The organism is Streptomyces atroolivaceus, assembly GCF_000717025.1.
GTDB lineage: Bacteria > Actinomycetota > Actinomycetes > Streptomycetales > Streptomycetaceae > Streptomyces > Streptomyces atroolivaceus.
Genome location: NZ_JNXG01000004.1, coordinates 299,573 through 318,165 on the forward strand (window position 1 = coordinate 299,573; position 18,593 = coordinate 318,165).

General features: G+C 69.4%; 18 protein-coding genes. 12 read left to right on the forward strand and 6 right to left on the reverse strand.

Translation table 11 applies throughout. The features are described 5' to 3' along the window. Positions 1-250: 250 nt before the first annotated feature. From OO67_RS12950 to OO67_RS12970, 5 genes are all read left to right on the forward strand, one after another. Positions 251-1,522, forward strand: coding sequence for an extracellular solute-binding protein (locus OO67_RS12950; protein WP_033299878.1), 1,272 nt, complete (start codon positions 251-253; stop codon positions 1,520-1,522). Positions 1,523-1,543: 21 nt separating this feature from the next. Further along, positions 1,544-2,560: a carbohydrate ABC transporter permease gene (locus OO67_RS12955; protein ID WP_033299880.1), complete on the forward strand. Its 1,017-nt coding sequence runs from the start codon at positions 1,544-1,546 to the stop codon at positions 2,558-2,560. Further along, the gene (locus tag OO67_RS12960) at positions 2,557-3,444 is read left to right on the forward strand and encodes a sugar ABC transporter permease (protein WP_033299882.1); all 888 of its coding nucleotides are present in this window, start codon (positions 2,557-2,559) and stop codon (positions 3,442-3,444) included. The genes OO67_RS12955 and OO67_RS12960 overlap by 4 nt, the downstream gene beginning before the upstream one ends. Before the next feature lie 97 nt (positions 3,445-3,541). Then, the gene (locus OO67_RS12965) at positions 3,542-5,218 is read left to right on the forward strand and encodes a glycoside hydrolase family 13 protein (RefSeq protein WP_033299885.1); all 1,677 of its coding nucleotides are present in this window, start codon (positions 3,542-3,544) and stop codon (positions 5,216-5,218) included. Next, a complete protein-coding gene (locus OO67_RS12970; protein ID WP_033299886.1) occupies positions 5,203-6,261 on the forward strand; it encodes a LacI family DNA-binding transcriptional regulator in 1,059 nt (352 codons plus the stop codon). The genes OO67_RS12965 and OO67_RS12970 overlap by 16 nt, the downstream gene beginning before the upstream one ends. Before the next feature lie 194 nt (positions 6,262-6,455). Here the strand turns inward: OO67_RS12970 and OO67_RS12975 are convergent, their stop codons facing one another. Beyond that, a complete protein-coding gene (locus tag OO67_RS12975) occupies positions 6,456-7,046 on the reverse strand; it encodes a helix-turn-helix domain-containing protein (protein WP_051709325.1) in 591 nt (196 codons plus the stop codon). An 85-nt stretch (positions 7,047-7,131) separates the two neighbouring features. On the opposite strand from OO67_RS12975, the gene OO67_RS12980 reads away from it, so the two are divergent. Further along, a complete protein-coding gene (locus OO67_RS12980; protein ID WP_244300163.1) occupies positions 7,132-8,091 on the forward strand; it encodes an alpha/beta hydrolase family protein in 960 nt (319 codons plus the stop codon). 318 nt (positions 8,092-8,409) lie between these two features. Here OO67_RS12980 and OO67_RS12985 read toward each other — a convergent pair whose 3' ends face one another. Together OO67_RS12985 and OO67_RS12990 are read right to left on the reverse strand one after the other, a co-directional pair. Beyond that, positions 8,410-9,321, reverse strand: coding sequence for an aldo/keto reductase (locus tag OO67_RS12985; protein WP_051709327.1), 912 nt, complete (start codon positions 9,319-9,321; stop codon positions 8,410-8,412). 14 nt (positions 9,322-9,335) lie between these two features. Next, positions 9,336-10,322: an NAD-dependent epimerase/dehydratase family protein gene (locus OO67_RS12990; protein ID WP_051709330.1), complete on the reverse strand. Its 987-nt coding sequence runs from the start codon at positions 10,320-10,322 to the stop codon at positions 9,336-9,338. A 70-nt stretch (positions 10,323-10,392) separates the two neighbouring features. On the opposite strand from OO67_RS12990, the gene OO67_RS12995 reads away from it, so the two are divergent. Beyond that, positions 10,393-11,295 (forward strand): LysR family transcriptional regulator, encoded by a 903-nt coding sequence (locus OO67_RS12995; RefSeq protein ID WP_033299887.1) that lies wholly within the window; start codon positions 10,393-10,395, stop codon positions 11,293-11,295. A 222-nt stretch (positions 11,296-11,517) separates the two neighbouring features. On the opposite strand, the gene OO67_RS13000 is transcribed toward OO67_RS12995, so the two are convergent. Beyond that, on the reverse strand, positions 11,518-11,727 hold the full coding sequence (locus OO67_RS13000; protein WP_033299889.1) for a DUF397 domain-containing protein: 210 nt from the start codon (positions 11,725-11,727) through the stop codon (positions 11,518-11,520). Then, a complete protein-coding gene (locus tag OO67_RS13005) occupies positions 11,724-12,602 on the reverse strand; it encodes a helix-turn-helix domain-containing protein (RefSeq protein WP_033299890.1) in 879 nt (292 codons plus the stop codon). The genes OO67_RS13000 and OO67_RS13005 overlap by 4 nt, the downstream gene beginning before the upstream one ends. A gap of 164 nt (positions 12,603-12,766) precedes the next feature. Between OO67_RS13005 and OO67_RS13010 the strand changes: the two genes are divergently transcribed. The 4 genes from OO67_RS13010 to OO67_RS13025 all read left to right on the forward strand — a co-directional run bounded on the left by OO67_RS13010 (position 12,767) and on the right by OO67_RS13025 (position 15,594). After that, complete coding sequence (locus OO67_RS13010; RefSeq protein WP_033299891.1) at positions 12,767-13,204, forward strand: ATP-binding protein; 438 nt, start codon at positions 12,767-12,769, stop codon at positions 13,202-13,204. A gap of 281 nt (positions 13,205-13,485) precedes the next feature. After that, entirely contained in the window at positions 13,486-14,373 is an 888-nt protein-coding gene (locus tag OO67_RS13015; RefSeq protein WP_033299893.1) for a DNA-binding protein, read from the forward strand. A gap of 16 nt (positions 14,374-14,389) precedes the next feature. Beyond that, positions 14,390-15,277: a hypothetical protein gene (locus tag OO67_RS13020; RefSeq protein WP_033299895.1), complete on the forward strand. Its 888-nt coding sequence runs from the start codon at positions 14,390-14,392 to the stop codon at positions 15,275-15,277. A 71-nt stretch (positions 15,278-15,348) separates the two neighbouring features. Further along, positions 15,349-15,594, forward strand: a complete 246-nt coding sequence (locus OO67_RS13025; protein ID WP_033299897.1) for a hypothetical protein — start codon at positions 15,349-15,351, stop codon at positions 15,592-15,594. A 29-nt stretch (positions 15,595-15,623) separates the two neighbouring features. Here the strand turns inward: OO67_RS13025 and OO67_RS13030 are convergent, their stop codons facing one another. Then, on the reverse strand, positions 15,624-16,220 hold the full coding sequence (locus OO67_RS13030; protein WP_033299899.1) for an NAD(P)H-dependent oxidoreductase: 597 nt from the start codon (positions 16,218-16,220) through the stop codon (positions 15,624-15,626). A gap of 559 nt (positions 16,221-16,779) precedes the next feature. Here OO67_RS13030 and OO67_RS13035 point away from each other — a divergent pair. Continuing rightward, on the forward strand, positions 16,780-18,504 hold the full coding sequence (locus tag OO67_RS13035) for a carbohydrate-binding module family 20 domain-containing protein (RefSeq protein ID WP_033299901.1): 1,725 nt from the start codon (positions 16,780-16,782) through the stop codon (positions 18,502-18,504). Positions 18,505-18,593: the final 89 nt, after the last annotated feature.

Consider the following 18,593-nt stretch of genomic DNA (forward strand, 5'->3'; position numbering starts at 1 on the left):
GCCTTGCGGGCGCTGCCGGGCTGTCGCGTCCGGATCCTCCTGCCACCGCCGTAAGGGGTCTGGCCAGGACAAGGCAGGGTGAAAGGGCTTCCGTCAAGAGGCTTGACGGCAACCTTGCGGACACGCCAATGTAACGATCAGCAGCGCTTGCAGAAATCTTCCGCAAGGTCTTTCGGTCGTCTTTCATCCTTGTTACGTTCACGTCGACCCGGCGCCGCGACGGAGCGGTACGGCAGTTGAAGGAGTTCAGATGCGACGTGGCATAACGGCCACCGCCCTGGTCGCGACCCTGGCGCTCGCGGCGACCGCTTGCGGAAGCGACGACGAGTCCGGCGGCAGCAAGAGCTCGGGCGAGCTCTCCGGCACGGTGACCTGGTGGGACACCTCGAACGTCGGCAGCGAGGACAAGGTCTTCAAGAAGATCGCCGAGGGCTTCGAGAAGAAGCACCCGAAGGTCGACGTCAAGTACGTCAACGTGCCCTTCGGTGAGGCGCAGAACAAGTTCAAGAACGCGGCCCAGGCCGGTTCCGGCGCCCCCGACGTCATCCGCTCCGAGGTCGCCTGGACCCCCGAGTTCGCGGACCTCGGCTACCTGGCCCCGCTGGACGGCACCACGGCGCTCAAGGACCAGGACGACTTCCTCAAGCAGGCCGCCGCGTCGACCAAGTACAAGGGCAAGACGTACGCGGTCCCGCAGGTGATCGACTCCATGGGCATCTTCTACAACAAGAAGATGTTCGCGGACGCGGGCGTCGAGCCGCCCGCGAAGATCGCCGACCTGAAGACCGTCGCCAAGAAGATCAAGGACAAGACCGGCAAGTCCGGCCTCTACCTGCGCGGCGACGACTCGTACTACTTCCTCTCCTTCCTCTACGGCGAGGGCGGCGACCTGGTCGACGCGGACGCGAAGACCGTCACCGTGGACAACGCCGAGGGTGTCAAGGCCTTCGGTGTCGTGAAGGACCTCGTCGACTCCGGGGCGGCCAAGACCGACGCCACGGACGGCTGGGAGAACATGATGCAGTCGTTCAAGAACGGCGACGTCGCGATGATGATCAACGGCCCCTGGGCCGTGGCCGACACGCTGACCGGCAAGGAGTTCACCGACAAGGCGAACCTGGGCATCTCCACGGTGCCGGCCGGCTCCGCCGCACAGGGCGCCCCGCAGGGCGGCCACAACCTCGGCGTCTACGCGGGCTCCAAGAACATCGACGCCTCCTACGCGTTCGTCGAGTACATGACCTCGGTCGAGGCCCAGGCGCAGACCGCCGGTGAGCTCAACCTGCTGCCGACCCGCACCTCCGCGTACTCCAAGAAGGAGGCCGTGGACAGCGAGATCGTCCAGTTCTTCAAGCCCGTCGTCGAGACCGCGGTCGAGCGCCCCTGGATCCCGGAGACCGGCAGCCTCTTCGCCCCGCTGAACGTCGAGTACACCAAGGTCCTCACCGGCCAGACCACGCCGGAGAAGGCCGCCAAGGCGACCGGCGACTCCTACCGCAAGCTCCTCAAGGGCTGGAAGTAACTCAGGAAGGCAGGCCGACTGATGGCTGTCCACACCAGCCAGTCGGTGGCGAAGGCCGCGGGCGACGACGTCGCCCGCGGCCGGAGCCGCGGTACTGGTAACCCCCCACCGCCGAGCAGGTTCCGGCGCGCCCTGTCGGTCCACTGGTACGCCTGGACCATGGTCGCCCCGGTCGTGCTCGTGATCGGCGTGATCATCGGATACCCGCTGGTCCGCGGTATCTGGCTGTCGATGACCGACGCCAACGAGCGCAACGTCGCCCGGTCCATCGGTGTCAACGAGATGCCCGCCACCTACGAGTTCGTGGGGCTGGACAACTACGCCGACGCCCTGACCGGGACCCAGTTCCTCGGAACGCTGGGCTGGACGCTGGTGTGGACGGTCTCCTGTGTGACCATCACCTTCTGCCTGGGCATGGCCCTCGCCAACATCCTCAACCGCAGGATCGCCGGCCGCTCCGCCTACCGGATGGCACTGATCCTGCCCTGGGCGATCCCCGGCTTCGTCTCGGTCTTCGCCTGGCGCTTCCTCTACAACGAGAACAACGGCCTGCTCAACAAGATCCTCGGCGGCGCCGGAATCGACGGCATACCCTGGCTGAACGACCCCACCTGGGCCAAGTTCTCCGTCATCGCCGTCAACGTCTGGCTCGGCGTGCCGTTCATGATGGTCGCCCTGCTCGGTGGACTCCAGTCGATCCCCTCGGAGCAGTACGAGGCCGCCGAGATGGACGGAGCCACCGCCTGGCAGCGCTTCCGCCACGTCACGCTCCCCGGACTGCGCCCGGTGTCCACCACGGTGGTCCTGCTCTCCACCATCTGGACCTTCAACATGTTCCCGGTGATCTTCCTGCTGACCCGCGGCGGACCCGGCGAGGCCACGCAGATCCTGGTCACCCAGGCCTACAAATTCTCCTTCGAGATCAGCCCGCGCGACTTCGCGCAGTCCTCCACCTGGGGCGTGCTGATTCTCGTACTCCTGATGCTCTTCGCCATGGTGTACCGGCGAGTGCTCCGCACGCAGGGAGACAACTGGTGACCACCGTTACGGCAACCCCCGCCCGGCACGGCGCCCGCAAGGCCCCCAAGGTCCGCAAGCGCGGCGACCGCTCGCCGGCCGCCTCCGTGGCCCTGCACCTCACCCTGATCGTCATGTCGGTGATCGCGGTCTTCCCGGTGCTGTGGGTCCTGCTGACCTCGCTGAAGCCCGCGAAGTTCGCTTCCACGACAGACTTCTTCAAAGAGACGACGTTCGAGAACTACACGAACCTGATCAAGGACACCGAGTTCCTGAGCTGGTTCGGCAACTCCGTGGTCGTCGCGGGACTCTCCACCGTCATCGGTGTCTTCGTCTCCGCCACCACCGGCTACGCCGTCAGCCGCTTCCGCTTCCCCGGCAAGCGCGGGCTGATGTGGACCCTGCTGGTCACCCAGATGTTCCCGGTGGCCGTCCTCATCGTGCCGATCTACAACATCATGTCGACGATGGGCCTGCTCAACCAGCCGGCCGGGCTCGTCATCACCTACCTCACCATCTCGGTGCCCTTCTGCGCCTGGATGATGAAGGGCTTCTTCGACACGATCCCGCGTGAGATCGACGAGTCGGGGCAGGTCGACGGACTCACACCGTTCGGGACGTTCTGGCGGCTCATCCTGCCGCTCGCCAAGCCCGGCCTCGCCGTCACCGCCTTCTACTCCTTCATCACCGCCTGGGGCGAGGTCGCGTACGCCTCCGCCTTCATGGTCGGGGACGAGAACCTCACGCTCGCCGGCGGACTGCAGAAGTTCGTCAACCAGTACGGAGCCCAGTGGGGCCCGATGACCGCGGCGTCCGTACTCATCGCGATCCCGGCCGCGCTTGTCTTCCTCTTCGCGCAGAAGCACCTGGTCACCGGCATGTCCGCCGGAGCCGTCAAGGGCTGACAGTCCCGCACGACCGTACGACCGCACCCGTCACGGCGGCGCCGGAACCCCGACCCGGTCCCGGCGCCGCTCCCCACCCAGACACCCCAGGGACGACATGACCCAGCACCTCGCTGCCCCCTCCACCGGCACGTCCGACGACGCCCCGGGCCACCGCACCGGCTGGTGGCAGGACGCGGTGATCTACCAGGTCTACCCACGGAGCTTCGCCGACGGCAACGGCGACGGCATGGGCGACCTCGCGGGCGTCACCGCGCGCCTCCCGTACCTCAGGGACCTCGGCGTCGACGCCGTCTGGCTCAGCCCCTTCTACGCGTCGCCGCAGGCCGACGCGGGCTACGACGTCGCCGACTACCGGGCCATCGACCCGATGTTCGGCACGCTCCTCGACGCCGACGCGCTGATCCGCGAGGCCCACGGCCTGGGGCTCCGCATCATCGTCGACCTGGTGCCCAACCACTCCTCCGACCAGCACGAGTGGTTCAAGCGCGCCCTCGCCGAGGGGCCCGGATCGGCCCTGCGCGAGCGCTACCACTTCCGCCCCGGCAAGGGCGCCGACGGCGAACTCCCGCCGAACGACTGGGAGTCCATCTTCGGAGGCCCCGCCTGGACCCGCACCACCGACCCGGACGGCACCCCCGGCGAGTGGTACCTGCACCTCTTCGCGCCCGAACAGCCCGACTTCAACTGGGAACACCCGGCCGTCGCCGACGAGTTCCGCTCGATCCTGCGCTTCTGGCTCGACATGGGCGTCGACGGCTTCCGCGTCGACGTCGCCCACGGCCTCGTCAAGGCGGAGGGCCTGCCGGACCTCGGATCGCACGACCAGCTGAAACTGCTGGGCAACGATGTCATGCCGTTCTTCGACCAGGACGGTGTGCACGAGATCTACCGCAGCTGGCGCACCATCCTCGACGAGTACCCCGGCGACCGCATCCTGGTGGCCGAGGCGTGGACCCCCACCGTCGAGCGCACCGCCAACTACGTGCGCCCCGACGAGATGCACCAGGCCTTCAACTTCCAGTACCTGTCGACCGCCTGGGACGCCGCCGAGCTGCGCGCGGTCATCGACTCCTCGCTCGACGCGATGCGTCCGGTGGGCGCGCCCACCACCTGGGTGCTCTCCAACCACGACGTCACCCGGCACACCACCCGCTTCGGCAACCCGCCCGGTCTCGGCACCCAGATCCGCACCCCCGGCGACCGCGAGCTCGGCCTGCGCAGGGCGCGCGCCGCGACCCTGCTGATGCTGGCCCTCCCCGGCTCCGCCTACGTCTACCAGGGCGAGGAGCTGGGCCTCCCGGACGTCACCGACCTGCCCGACGAGGCCCGCCAGGACCCGTCCTTCTTCCGCGCCGAGGGTCAGGACGGCTTCCGCGACGGATGCCGCGTGCCGATCCCGTGGACCCGCGAGGGCAGCTCGTACGGCTTCGGCGACGGCGGCAGCTGGCTGCCACAGCCCGGCAGCTGGGGCACGCTCTCCGTCGAGGCGCAGTCCGGCACGGAGGGCTCCACACTGGAGCTCTACCGGGCCGCGATCGCGGCCCGGCGTGAGCACCCGGGGCTCGGCGCCGGCACGGACGTCGAGTGGCTGGACGCCCCCGAAGGCGTACTCGCCCTCGGCCGCCCCGGCTTCGCCTGCACCGTCAACACCACAGGCGCCCCGGTGCGGATCACCGTCCCCGGCACCCTGCTGCTCGCCAGCGCCCCGGTGACCGTCGAGGGCACCACGTTCGAGCTGCCCGCCGACACCACGGTGTGGTGGACGGTGTGACCGTCCCCGCACCCAGGACCGGACCGGCGCTGCGGCTCTCCGACATCGCCGGTCAGGCCGCGGTCAGCGAGGCCACCGTCAGCCGGGTGCTCAACGGGAAGCCGGGCGTCGCGGACACCACGCGTCAGCGGGTGCTCGCGGCGCTCGACATCCTCGGCTACGAACGACCCGTACGGCTGCGGCAGCGCAGCGCAGGGCTGATCGGTCTGGTGACACCCGAACTCACCAACCCGATCTTCCCGGCGTTCGCGCAGTCCGTGGAGCAGGTCCTCGCGGGGCACGGCTACACGCCGGTGCTCTGCACCCAGCTGCCCGGCGGCGCCACCGAGGACGAGCTGGTCGAACAGCTCGTCGAGCGTGGCGTGGGCGGCATCGTCTTCCTGTCCGGCCTGCACGCCGACACCTCGGCCGACCCGGCGCGCTACGCCGCGCTGACCGACCGGGGCGTGCCGTTCGTCCTCATCAACGGCTACAACGAGCGCATCAGCGCCCCGTTCGTCTCGCCCGACGACCAGGCCGCCGTGCGGATGGCCGTCGGCCACCTCGCCGAGCTCGGGCACCGGCGGATCGGCCTGGCGATCGGACCGCAGCGCTACGTGCCCTCCCGGCGCAAGCGCGACGGCTTCGTCGACGCGGCCGTCTCGCTGCTGGACATGGACCGTGAGGAGGCCGAACTGCTGGTGTGCTCCACCCTGTTCAGCGTCGAGGGCGGACAGGTCGCGGCCGGAGCCCTCCTCGACCAGGGGTGCACCGGCATCGTCTGCGGCAGCGACCTCATGGCGCTCGGCGTCGTCCGGGCGGCCCGGGGGAGGGGCCTGGACGTGCCACGCGACGTCTCCGTCGTCGGCTTCGACGACTCGCAGCTCATCGCGTTCACCGACCCGCCGCTGACCACGGTGCGCCAGCCGGTCCAGGCGATGGCCTCGGCCGCCGTCGGTGCCCTGCTGGAGGAGATCGGCGGAAGCCCCGTGCAGCGCACGGAGTACGTGTTCCAGCCGGAGCTCGTGGTGCGCGGGTCCACGGCGGCGGTGCGCACCGCCTGAGCGGGTGCGGGTGCGGGAAGTGAAGGGCCGGGTCCGGAGGGGGGATCCGGCCCTTCGCGTGCCCGGCCCGCCGGCGTATGCCCCCGGAGGCTGCCCCACGGTCATCCTCCGTGCCGGCGGCGCTACCACCTCGGGGGAATCGGCCGTACTGAGCTCCGGGGCAGGCCGGGCACAGGGGCAGTGGTGGACTTTGCTCAGCTGCCGGGGCCCGGGCTCGGGTCGCCCGCAGCGGTGTGATCGGTGCCGGTCCCGGTGGGCGGTGCTTCGACGGGGAAGAGGATCGGGCTGATCAGGTACTGCGTGCGGCCGGGTGATGGCTCGTTCGCCAGGTGGGGGGCGATCGCCTCCCGCATCCCTTCGATCATCCCGCGCAGTTCCCCAGGATCGAGCCAGACGGCATGCTGCCGGTAGCCGACCTGGTCGGCTACCGGGTCGGCGGCGTCACGGCCGAGATACGCGGTGAATTCGGCGGCCAGCGCCGCCAGAGCGTGGGCGAACGCACCGCGATGGTCGTCGAGCGAGAGTGAACCGGCCGTGTCCGTATCGATCCCCGCGCGGTCGCGGCGCAGCCGGTAGCGGCGCTCGACCGCGCCGCGCACACGTCGCTCCAGGGCGACTTCCAGGACCCCTCCGGCCGCGAGCAGGTCGACGTGCCGGTAGACCGTGGCCTTCGAGACGTCCCGAATGCGGTCGCAGAGCTCGGCGGTGGTCAGCTCCCTGCCTCCGGACATCGCATGAATCACTCGCAACCGCACCGGGTGTGCCAAGAGTTCGAAAGCATCCATCCCGCAATGATCTCATGCCGTGCTACCGTTCGCACTTCTTGAGAAAGGTTGTGATGGGATGCCTGCCAGCGCTGCGACAGAGTCCATGACCGGCTCAGAACTCGCTTGGACGCCGCCGCCCTATGCCGAGCCCGACCGCTTCAGTGAACACGAAGTCACCGTCGGCACCGGCCCACTCGCCGTACCGGGCACGATGAGCGTCCCCCGGGGGCGGACTCCCGGCCCCGGCGTGGTGCTGCTCGCCGGTGGCGGGCCGTTCGACCGCGACGAGACCAGCGGGCCGAACAGACCGCTCAAGGACCTGGCCTGGGGGCTCGCCGGCCGCGGGACGACGGTACTGCGCTTCGACAAGGCGACATTCGCCCACCGCGATGTCGCCGCGGCATCGGAGCTGACGATGACGCAGGAATACGTGCCGCACGCCGTCGACGCGGTCGCCCTGCTCCGCCGCCACCGGTCGGTGGACCCCGAGCGGGTTTTCGTCCTCGGCCACAGCATGGGCGGCAAGGTCGCCCCCGCCGTCGCCGTCGCCGCTCCCACGGTGGCGGGCCTCGTGATCATGGCCGGGGACACGCAGCCGATGCACCACGCCGCTGTCCGCGTCGTCAGCTACCTCGCCACCGTGCTCCCCGACCAGGTCCCACCCGCCGCTGTCGAGACCTTCCGACAGCAGGCCGCCCTGGTCGACAGCGCGGACCTCACGCCTTCGACCCCCGCAGCGGATCTGCCGTTCGGTCTGTCCGCGCCGTACTGGCTCGAACTGCGCGACTACGACCCGGTCGCGATCGCGGCCGGACTCGGCAAGCCGATGCTCATCCTCCAGGGAGGGCGCGATTACCAGGTCACCGTCGCCGACGACCTGGCGCGATGGCGGACGGGCCTGGCCGGCCGCCCGGAAGCCGATATCCGTGTCTACGAGGCCGACAACCATCTGTTCTTCCGCGGCGCAGGACCGTCCACCCCCGCCGAGTACGGAACTCCGCAGCACGTCGACCCCGCCGTCATCGCCGACATCGCCCACTGGCTGGGCTGCGACGAGGTATGAGTGCTCGCTCCGCGTGCAAGCAGCGGTCGACAGCCTCCTGACTCCTGCCTCCTGCCTCCTGCCTCCAGCCTCCTGGAGAGGCGTCGGCACACTGCCGGTCCGCGCACCGAGGGAGGTGCCCCGCTCGCCCTTGCGTCAGCGCCGTGAGGCCGAACGTGGCCGATCTCGACGCCTGCCGTCGATCGGCGCGAGGACGGGCGGCCGTTCCCGCAGGGCGCGATCAGCTGTCCCGCAGACAAGTGGGCGTCATCTGCGAAACGACTTGGGCCGGGTCCCTCGCCGACACCCCGTCAGCCGCCCACCAGGGCCGAGCGAGGCTCAGCGCCGGTTTTCGTTCCGATGTTCCTCGACCCCCACTACGTCCTCGAACTGGGCCAGTTCCCCCGAGCTCAGCTGGAGTTCCGCGGCACGGGCCGCGTCCCGGACGGAGGCCGGGCGGCTCGCTCCCGGCACCGGGATCACCGCCGGGGAGCGGCTCAGCAGCCAGGCCAGGGCGATCTGCTGCGGGCTCACGCCGCGCACGGCCGCGATGCGCTGAAAGGCGGTGCCGGCGGACGTCGGACGCGAGGGGCCGTCGAGGGAGCTGCGGGAGATGCCACCGAGAGGGCTCCAGGGCAGGAACGCCAGGCCCAGCCGGGTGCACAGCCGCAGCTCGGGCTCGCTGTCGCGGACGGCGGGCGAGTACCGGTTCTGCACCGAGACGAGTCCGTCGCCCAGGATCTGATGCGCCTGGCGGATCTGGCCCGTGGTCACGTTCGAGATGCCGGCGGCGCGGATCGTGCCGGCGTCGAGCAGGTCGCGCAGAGCGCCGACGGACTCCGTCCACGGCACGGCAGGGTCCGGCTTGTGCAGCTGGTACAGACCGATGGCCTCGACCCCCAAGCGCTTGGCGGAGGCTTCGGCGGCGCGCTTGAGGTGGCCCGGATCGGCGTCGACGGTCCAGCTGCCGTCGCCGGGCCGGCCACGACCGCCCTTGGTGGCGATCAGGACGTCGGAGGTGTCCCCGCCGTAACGGGCCAGGGCCCGGGCGATCAGAAGCTCGTTGTGACCCGCCTCCCCGGCGTGCCAGTGGTAGCTGTCGGCGGTGTCGACGAAGGTGACGCCGGCGTCGAGGGCGGCGTGGACGGTGGCGACGGCCCGCGCCTCGTCCGGGCGGTTCTCGATGGACAGGGGCATGGCGCCCAGGCCGATGGCGCTGACGGCGGTGTCCGCGATGGTGCGGTACTGCATGGCGGTCGAACTCCTTACGCGACGGGCGCGACGGGCGCGACGGGCGCGGCGGATGCGGCGGATGCGGCGGGCTCGGCGGCTGCGGCGACGGTTTCCGCGACGGCGCCGGGCAGCCAGTCGGCGGTACGGGAGAAGGTGAAGCCCAGCTCCTTCGCACGGGTGTTGCTCATGGCGTAATGGCGGTCGAAGGAGAACGGCGAAGCCGTCCCGCCCGCTGCGACGGCCCGGAGGACGGGATCCCTGCCGGTCTGCGCGGCGACCACCGCAGCCAGGTCACGCACGTCGAGCAGGCCGTCGGAGCAGGCGTTGACCGGACCCGTGAAGTCGCCGGCGGTGGCCGCCCACAGCAGCAGGTCCGCCAGCTCCTCGTAGTGGATGAACACCGTGGGCAGCGCCTGCGCGTGCACGGTGATCTCTTCGCCCCGGCAGACGCGCTCGGTGTAGTGCGCCAGCCGGCCGGTGAACTCCTGCGCGCCGCCGCCGAGCACGTGCGCGCAACGCACGGAGGCGAACACGAAGCCACCGTCCCGGGTGAAGACGGCCTCCGCCTGGCGTTTTCCCTCGGCGTAGTGCGCCTCCAGGTATGCCTCGTCGTGCCAGGGCAGGTCCATGGCCACCCGCCAGGTGCGCGGGTCCACGTTCCCCTCCGGCACCGGAGTACCCGCCGGCACAGCCGGCAGCGCGGCGGTCGCCGGATCGTAGACCTCGATCGTGGACGTCATGACACAGCGCCGGGTACGGCCGGCGAAGGCGCGGGCGGCGATCGCGGCCTGCACCGGGGTGTAGCAGACCTGGTCGACGACCACGTCGAAGGTGCGGGAGCCGAGCGCGGCGAGGAGAGCGGCCTCGTCGTTGCGGTCGACGACGAGGTGCTCGACACCGGCGGGCGGCCGGGTGGAGCCGCGGTTGATCACAGTGACGTGATGGCCGGCCGCCTGCAGGCGCGTGACCAGGAGCTTTCCGAAGTAACGGCTTCCGCCGATGACGCAGATCCTTTGCATGCCCCCATCCTGGGGACCTATCGTCATCAACAGAAGTGCCGGCTTACTGGGACCGCCTTAAGGAAAACTGTTGATCGATGTGCAGCGGCTTCGCATCCTGCGGGCGGTGGCGGACCACGGCAGCTTCAGCAAGGCGGCTGCGGTGCTCCGCCTCACTCCTTCCGCCGTCTCCCAGCACGTGGCGGTGTTGGAGCGCAGCCTCGGTGCTCAGGTCGTGACGCGCAGCACCCGCGGGGTCATCCTCACCCGAGCCGGCCAGATCATGGTCGGGGCCGCCGAGTCCGTCGCAGCCGAGCTCGAACAGGCGAGACAACAGGTCGACCGGCTCAGTACAGGGCGCGTACAGCTCACCGTCGCCACCTTCACCAGCGGCGGCAGGCACCTGCTGCCCGGCGCTCTCCCCCGGCTCATGGCGAGCCATCCGAGCACCGTGCTCCACGTCAGGGAGGGAGAGCCCGAGGACACTCTGCCCCTCGTTCGCCAGGGTGCTGTCGACCTCGCACTCGCCTACCACTTCGACGGTCCGCTGCCCGTCGGGCCGGGTCAGAGCTCCAGCCTGCGGTGGACCCCGGTCATGGAAGATCCCCTGCACGTCGTCATGCCTGAGGGGCATCGACTGGCCGGCCACCGGTCGCTCGACATCGCCGAGCTGGCAGCCGAGCCCTGGGTGCTCGGCTGCCTCAAGACCGAGGCGTACCTGCGCCGTTACGCCGAGCAGGCGGGCTTCGAACCGGATGTGCGCGGCACCACCACCGACTACTTCTTCGCGCGCTCGCTCGTCGCGGCGGGAATCGGGATCTCCCTGATCCCTTCCATCGCGCTCGTCCCGCCGGTGCCGGGTCTGCACACCGTCCCGGTCAAGCCCCCGGCTCCGGCCCGCCACATCGGCGTCGCCACGCTCGGCCGCCACGACCACCCGCACGTCGCGACCTTCGTCGAGGCCCTCCGCGAGCAGGCGACGCTTCACACCTGAGGGCGGCGGATCCGTCGTCCGGAAACCGGAACGGGTCCCTCATGAGGTCCGAGCTGTGGTGCGTGACCACCCGGGCTGAAGCGCCCTCTCCCAGTCGTGGCTGTCGAGGCAGTGGCGTGCACGGTCACGGACGCACAAGCTACGAGCTCGTCCACCGAAACGCCACCGGCCGGCGGCAGCCGCCCGTGCGCCGCCCCCTACAGACCTGTCCGTCGGGGGTGGTCAGCTCCCGCATGCGTACGTCACGAAGGCTTCCCAGGTGGCGGGGGTGAAGCCGAGGCGGGGGCCGGGCAGGTCCTTGGAGTCGCGCACGTGTACGGCGCCGGGTGTGGTCGCGATCTCGACGCACTCGTTGCTGTTGCTGCTGTCGCTGTAGCTGCTCTTGAACCACTCAAGCTCCGTGGATTCTCCGGCGGAGGGTTTGTGGGTCATGTCTCTCCTAGCACTTGCTCGATGAAGGCCAGTGACTCCCGGGGCGTGAGAGCCTGAGCCCGGATGATGCCACACCGGAGTTCGATGATCCGGAGGTGCTTCGGGTCCGCGATCGGGCGGCTTCCGAAGTCCCCTTCGGAGCGCCCCACGGCCGAGCCGTCCCCGAACTTCAGCACCTGCATCTCCCCTCCCATACCGGCATGGTCATCGCGTGCGGTCGGCATGACCTGGATCTCGACATTGCGAAACTGCCCAAGTTGCAGCAGGCGTTGGAGCTGCCGGCGCAGGACCATTCTGCCCCCGAGGTGGCGTCGCAGAGTCACCTCTTCCTGGACAAAACTGAGCTCAGGCGCAGGTGAACGATTGAAGATGGACTGACGGGCGACGCGAGCGGCCACCAGCCTTTCCACCTCGTCCGGTGAGAATGCAGGCCGCCGCATCCCGAACAATGCCCGCGCATATTCCTCCGTCTGCAACAAGCCGTGGAAGTTATGGCTGCCGTAGGCCGAGAGCTCTACAGCCCGTGCCTCCAGCTTCGCCAACTCTCGAATCTTCCTCGGATACCGGGCCTCAGCCATTTCCTTCTTGAACATGGCTAGCTTGCCGCCTGCTCCCAGCACCGTGTCCGCCTTGTCGAGGAATTCAGGCCGGGGGATACGCCTTCCGCCCTCCACCTTGTAGACCAGGTCCTCCCCGTACCCGATTGCAGCCCCGAACTCACCGGCCCGCATGCCTGCCGCCTCCCGCCAGGCCTTGATCTGGCGGCCCACGGAGGCGACCACCGCCGCTCCCGGCTCGTCGTCGGGATCGACCTCCCAGCCGGGCTCGTCCGTTCCGTCGTTCCCGCGTGCCGTACCAGCCTCATCCACGCTCATTCGTGCCCCACTTCTGACGCATCAGCCGTTCTTGCACCAACCTCTGTGATCCCCCGCGAGTCACCCAGGACAGTCGGGACAGCACTGGACAAGGCCGGGACAATCACCGTACGTAACCGGCCTGCTGCTCCTCACGGTAAGCAAGAAGGGCCACGCTGAGTGACGTGACCGAAGAAATCACTCGAACCGAACATTCCGCTCCGACGCGGCAGTTCACCGTGCTGCTCTCGCCCACCCGCCGGGGCGCCAGGCTCGCCCGTCTGCTCGCCACCGCACACCTGGGTGAGTGGGGGCTGCCCACGGAGCCGGCGGTGAACGTCGTGGCCGAACTGGCTGCGAACGCGGCCGTGCACGGCCGCGTATCAGGCCGGGACTTCAGGCTGGACCTCATGGTCCACCGCGATGCGCTCCTCCGTATCGAGGTCACCGACACCCGGGGCGAGCGCCTGCCTCCTGCGCCCGGAGCCGTCGATGTGCCCGCCGGTGACGCGGAGTCGGGGCGCGGTCTGCTGATCGTCGAGGCGCTTGCGGACCGCTGGGGCATCGATGTCGGGACTGCCCCGCGCAAGACGGTCTGGGCCGAACTCGACCTCGTGCGGTGACCGACGCCACCGGGTCGCGGGGTTCCACGACCCGGTGGGCCGTGACGCGGTGGCCCGCGATGTCCAAAAGCCTTTAAAGAACCAGGGAAACAACCCTTCCCCACCCCACCCGCCCTCATGCCCGTTTCGTCACTCACTCGGGTGACATAACGCAACTGAGCTGGATTTGGCACGTGTTGCCGGGCATATGCTCGCCCCGACCGCCACAGACATGCGACGGCCCCCGACGGGACTGGCATCCCGATCGAGGGCCTGACCACCGAGGAAGTAGAGGCTTCCCGATGGGTACCCAGCAGATTACCGCGCCCCCGTGCGTCAAGCCCGGTGCATCCGGCGTGATCCACAGCAACGTCCGGCACACCGCAGGTTTCACCGTCATCGGCAATCACCTGGCCCAGCACCGGGGCCTCTCCCTCGTCGCGGTCGGCCTGGCCGTGCACATCCAGTCGCTGCCGGCCGGAGCGAAGATCGGCATCAAGCGTCTCGCCGAACGCTTCCCGGAGAGCGAGACCCGCATCGCTGCCGCCCTGCGGGAGCTGGGGGCGGCCGGTTACCTGCACCGCAGCCGTGTGCGCCTCGCCGACGGCCGCATTGTGACGCGTACGGTCTCGTACAACCAACCAGGCGCGGATGCTCCCGCAACAACGGCCGCTCAACCTCGGTCCGCGCGAAGCACGGCCGTGCCCGCGCCGGTGATCGCGGCGAGGCCGCCACTGACGGCGCCTCCCGAACCCGCGCCGCCGCCCGCCGCCGTGGTCGTACCGTCACCTACCGCCCGTACAGCGTCTCCAGCACCGCTCCCGCAACCGCAGGCCCTTACCCCGGAGCTTCAGAGCGTGGCTGCCGCGCTGCTCTCCAACCTGCGACGTCACGCGCCCCAACTCCTCCTGTCCGAGGAGGACATCCGGACTCTCGTGCCAGGAATCGTCACCTGGCTCGAACGAGATGCCCACGCCGACACCATCCGGCACGCGCTCACCACCGACCTCCCCGTCCCTCTCACAACCCTTCTGCCGCCGCCGCTGCCCGGCACGCACGAACTGGAGGCCGCGCGCCCTCGAGTGATCGTCATCCCGCTGCAGAACTGCGACCGCTGCGACCGCGCGTTCCGCTCGCGGCACCCCGGCCACTGCCGCGACTGCCGCACCGACCTGCCCACAGCCGCCTGAGCCCGAACGGAAACCCATGGTCAGCGCACCGCACGAAGCGATGCACCGCGTCTTCCAGGAATATCCCAGCCTTCTTTCCGGGCTCTCCGACGTCCTCGGGCTCGAACTGCCGCCCGTCGCTTCGGCAGAGCTTCTGACCGTCGACCTCACTGAAACCGAACCGCTCGAACGTCGCGTCGACACCCTCCTGCGTATCAGGACGGAGAACGACGGCCCCTTTCTCCTCGTCGTCGAAGCCCAGGGCAAGCAGGATCCTGGCAAAACAGTCAGCTGGCCGTACTACGTCACGTACCTCAACAACAAGTACCGGCTCCCCGTCCTGCTCCTCGTGATCTGCCAGGACCACGCGACCGCCGCATGGGCGGCCCGTCCTCTCACCATCGGCCTGCCCCAGTGGCCGACCGTGACCACGCGCCCCCTCGTGGCGGGCCCGCACAACATGCCCATCATCACCAACGTGGCGGAAGCCCGCAAAGACCTGGCGTTCGCCACCCTTTCGGCGATCACACACGCTGACAATCCGGGCGTCGATGCGATACTGAAGACGATGTCCGTCGCCCTGCGTGACGCACCGGAATCGCTCGTCGAACCACTCGTCGAATTCATCGCACAAGGGCTGGGGAACCGCCCCGCCGCGCAACAGCGGAGGAACCTGGTGGCCGTGGATCTCTCCTTCTACACCTCGCCGCTCTCAGAGGAAATCCGGGACGAAGGCCGAGTTGAGAACCGCGCCGAGGATGTTCTGCTCATTCTCAGCGCACGCAGTGTGGACATCACTGACGCCACCCGTGAGAAGGTCACCAGCTGCGGTGACCTGGAAGTGCTCCGCCGCTGGTTGGTGCGGGCAGCGTTCGTCACCACCTCCGACGAGATCTTCGACGAGGAGACCGCCGCCGATCGGTGACGTCGTTCCCGTGTCGTGCCCCTGTTCGGCGCACCGACACGGGCCTCGCCCGCACGACATGGGAGGTACTGGTGGCCGATCTCTCCTTCTATATCTCGCCCCTGTCCGAGGAGATTCGCGAGGAGGGCCGCGTTCAGGGCCGCGCCGAGTCCATCCTGCTCCTCCTCGGCGCGCGTGGTATCGACGTCCCCGACGCCACCCGCGAGAAGATCACCGCCTGTGGTGACCCGGAACAGCTGCGCCAGTGGCTCAGGGCTGCCGCCCACGTCACCTCCGCCGAGGAGATCTTCCGCGAGGAGACCTCCGCAAGCGGGTGACGGCAGGTGTGCCGGACCCGCCGTTCACGTCAGACCAGCAGCGCGGCGGCCTGATCGCGTGCCTCGCGCAGCCAGGATTCGCGTGCCTCGTCGGAGGAGTCGGTGACGGTACGGAAGACGACCCGGCGTACGTCGGTGACTCCCACGTACGGCAGGACACATGCCGACCAGATCTTGTCCAGCGGATCCCCGAACTCGATTTCCTCGCGGTCGGCGGGAGTGTCGGAGGTGTTCAGGACGAGGGCGCGGCCGGCCTTCAGCAGCCCCTCGGGTTCTCCGTCCGACGCGGCCAGCTTGTAGGCGACGCCGGGCATCAGCACCCGCTGCACCCACCCGGTGAGGACGGCGGGTGGCATCCCCCACCAGTTGGGGTGGATGAACACCATGGCATCGAGGGTGGCCACCTCCGCCCGGTGCAACGACAGTTGCCCATCAGGGGAGTCCGAGGCGGCCCGGACCGTCTCCGTCTCGTCGGCGGACAGCCCGGGGGTGAATCCCTCCGCGCAGAGATCGTGCGCGATCACGTCGCTCCCGCGGTCGCGCAGCTCTTGCACCACGGCGTCGAAGACCGCGTGGTTGAAGCTGCCGGGCCGTGGGTGTGCGAGGTAGACCCCGGTACGCGACATGCCATCTCCCCAAGGACGTTGTTGCAGTCGTCAGCCTTGGGGTCATGGAGGAGCCCCCGCCCGGCCGCCCATCATGACCGGTGAGGAACCGCGGGGAGAAGCCGGCCGGTGGGGCCGGGCCGAGCCGCGGGTGACGCGGCCGGTGGACAGGACAGCCCGGCCGCGCACAGGAGAGGCCCCGGAGTCGGCCCAGGCTTGGGCCGGCGGGGAAGCGACTCCGGGGCCTCTCCTTGGCGTGACCGGCCCGGCCGGCCGGGCGCGTGGGGCCGGCGTACCGGCCCCCGGCCGGCCGGGCCGGAGTCGGGATGAACCTAACAGCCGCGCAATATCTTGCGTAAGGCCTTGCAGGAAGAAATCTCCGAGATTTCGTGGATGTGAGCGGGATGTTATCGCGTCGTGTCCAGGGGGTTGACCTGCGCAGGTCAGGCTCGTACGGTCTGCCGCACATGGGGTTTTGCATCCTTGCTGCAAGAACCTTCATGAGCCTTGAGGGCACGGCGCGTTGCCACGTGAGGCTGCTCCGCCATCCCCGCACTTCCCCCACCGCAGGAGGAAAGTCATGGCACGCAGACCCCTGTCTGGCGCGCTCGCCCTCGCCATGGGCGCCGCTGTCCTCGCCATCCCCACCGGGCTCGGCACCGCCGGGACCGCCCAGGCCGCACCGCCCGGCGAGAAGGACGTCACCGCGGTGATGTTCGAGTGGAAGTTCACCTCCGTGGCCAAGGCCTGTACCGACAGCCTCGGGCCGGCCGGCTACGGGTACGTCCAGGTCTCACCGCCCCAGGAACACATCCAGGGTGCGCAGTGGTGGACCTCCTACCAGCCCGTCAGCTACAAGATCGCCGGACGCCTCGGTGACCGAACCGCCTTCGCGAACATGGTCAGCACCTGTCACAGCGCGGGCGTCAAGGTCGTAGCCGACTCGGTCGTCAACCACATGTCAGCCGGTTCGGGCACCGGCACGGGCGGCTCCTCGTACACCAAGTACGACTACCCGGGGCTCTACTCGGTCAACGACATGAACGACTGCCAGACGCAGATCGGCAACAACTACGGCGACCGGGGCAACGTCCAGAACTGCGAACTGGTCGGTCTGGCCGACCTGGACACCGGCGAGGACTACGTACGCGGCAGGATCGCCGGGTACCTCAACGACCTGCTCTCCCTCGGCGTCGACGGCTTCCGTATAGACGCCGCCAAGCACATGCCGGCCGCAGACCTCGCGAACATCAAGTCCCGGCTCAGCAACACCGGGGTGTACTGGAAGCACGAGGCGATCCACGGAGCCGGCGAGGCCGTCTCGCCCTCCGAGTACCTCGGCAGCGGCGACGTCCAGGAGTTCCGCTACGGCCGCAGCCTCAAGCAGGTCTTCAACAACGAGAACCTCGCCAACCTCCGGAACTTCGGCGAGGGCTGGGGCTTCATGGAGTCCGGCAGGTCCGCCGTCTTCGTCGACAACCACGACACCGAGCGCGGCGGCGACACCCTGAACTACAAGGACGGGTCGAAGTACACCCTGGCCAGTGTCTTCATGCTGGCCCATCCCTACGGCTCCCCGGACGTCCACTCCGGCTACGAGTTCAGCAGCCACGACGCCGGCCCGCCCAACGGCGGCCAGGTGAACGCCTGCTACAGCGACGGCTGGAAGTGCCAGCACGCCTGGCGCGAGATCTCCTCCATGGTCGGCTTCCGCAACGCCGCCCGCGGCCAGGCCGTCTCGAACTGGTGGGACAACGGCGGTGACCAGATCGCCTTCGGCCGGGGCTCCAAGGCGTACGTCGCCCTCAACCACGAGGGCTCCTCGCTGACCCGTACGTTCCAGACGTCGCTGCCCGCCGGTGACTACTGCGACGTCCAGTCCGGCAAGGGCGTCACCGTGAACGGCTCCGGGCAGTTCACCGCCACCCTCGGCTCCGGCACCGCCGTCGCGCTGCACGTCAACGCCCGTACCTGCTCCGGGGGCGGCAACCCCGACCCGGGAACCGGCCAGTCCGGCGCCTCCTTCGGCGTCAACGCCACCACCCAGCTCGGCCAGGACATCCACGTCACCGGCAACCAGGCCGCGCTCGGCAACTGGGCGGCCGGCAGCGCGCTGAAGCTCGACCCGGCGACCTACCCCGTCTGGAAGCTCGACGTCGCCCTGCCGGCCGGCACCACGTTCGCGTACAAGTACCTCCGCAAGGACGCGAGCGGCAACGTCACCTGGGAGAGCGGCGCCAACCGCACCGCCACCGTGCCGTCCTCCGGAAAGGTCGCGCTGACCGCCGACGTCTGGCGCAGCTGACCCGCACCGGCCACCGGGCCGGGGGCGCGCGTGACGCGCCCCCGGCCCGCGCCTCCGAACCCACACCCGAAAGCCGAGGAGTACCCGCC

Excerpts from the sequence above, each read along its gene's own strand:
- OO67_RS13030 (WP_033299899.1), bottom strand. The coding sequence starts at position 16,220 with ATGTCGCGTACCGGGGTCTACCTCGCACACCCACGGCCCGGCAGCTTC.
- OO67_RS13005 (WP_033299890.1), bottom strand. The coding sequence starts at position 12,602 with ATGAGCGTGGATGAGGCTGGTACGGCACGCGGGAACGACGGAACGGAC.
- OO67_RS12950 (WP_033299878.1), top strand. The coding sequence starts at position 251 with ATGCGACGTGGCATAACGGCCACCGCCCTGGTCGCGACCCTGGCGCTC.
- OO67_RS12955 (WP_033299880.1), top strand. The coding sequence starts at position 1,544 with ATGGCTGTCCACACCAGCCAGTCGGTGGCGAAGGCCGCGGGCGACGAC.
- OO67_RS12975 (WP_051709325.1), bottom strand. The coding sequence starts at position 7,046 with ATGGATGCTTTCGAACTCTTGGCACACCCGGTGCGGTTGCGAGTGATT.
- OO67_RS12965 (WP_033299885.1), top strand. The coding sequence starts at position 3,542 with ATGACCCAGCACCTCGCTGCCCCCTCCACCGGCACGTCCGACGACGCC.
- OO67_RS13035 (WP_033299901.1), top strand. The coding sequence starts at position 16,780 with ATGGCACGCAGACCCCTGTCTGGCGCGCTCGCCCTCGCCATGGGCGCC.
- OO67_RS13020 (WP_033299895.1), top strand. The coding sequence starts at position 14,390 with ATGGTCAGCGCACCGCACGAAGCGATGCACCGCGTCTTCCAGGAATAT.
- OO67_RS13015 (WP_033299893.1), top strand. The coding sequence starts at position 13,486 with ATGGGTACCCAGCAGATTACCGCGCCCCCGTGCGTCAAGCCCGGTGCA.
- OO67_RS12985 (WP_051709327.1), bottom strand. The coding sequence starts at position 9,321 with ATGCAGTACCGCACCATCGCGGACACCGCCGTCAGCGCCATCGGCCTG.
- OO67_RS12990 (WP_051709330.1), bottom strand. The coding sequence starts at position 10,322 with ATGCAAAGGATCTGCGTCATCGGCGGAAGCCGTTACTTCGGAAAGCTC.
- OO67_RS12980 (WP_244300163.1), top strand. The coding sequence starts at position 7,132 with ATGACCGGCTCAGAACTCGCTTGGACGCCGCCGCCCTATGCCGAGCCC.
- OO67_RS13000 (WP_033299889.1), bottom strand. The coding sequence starts at position 11,727 with ATGACCCACAAACCCTCCGCCGGAGAATCCACGGAGCTTGAGTGGTTC.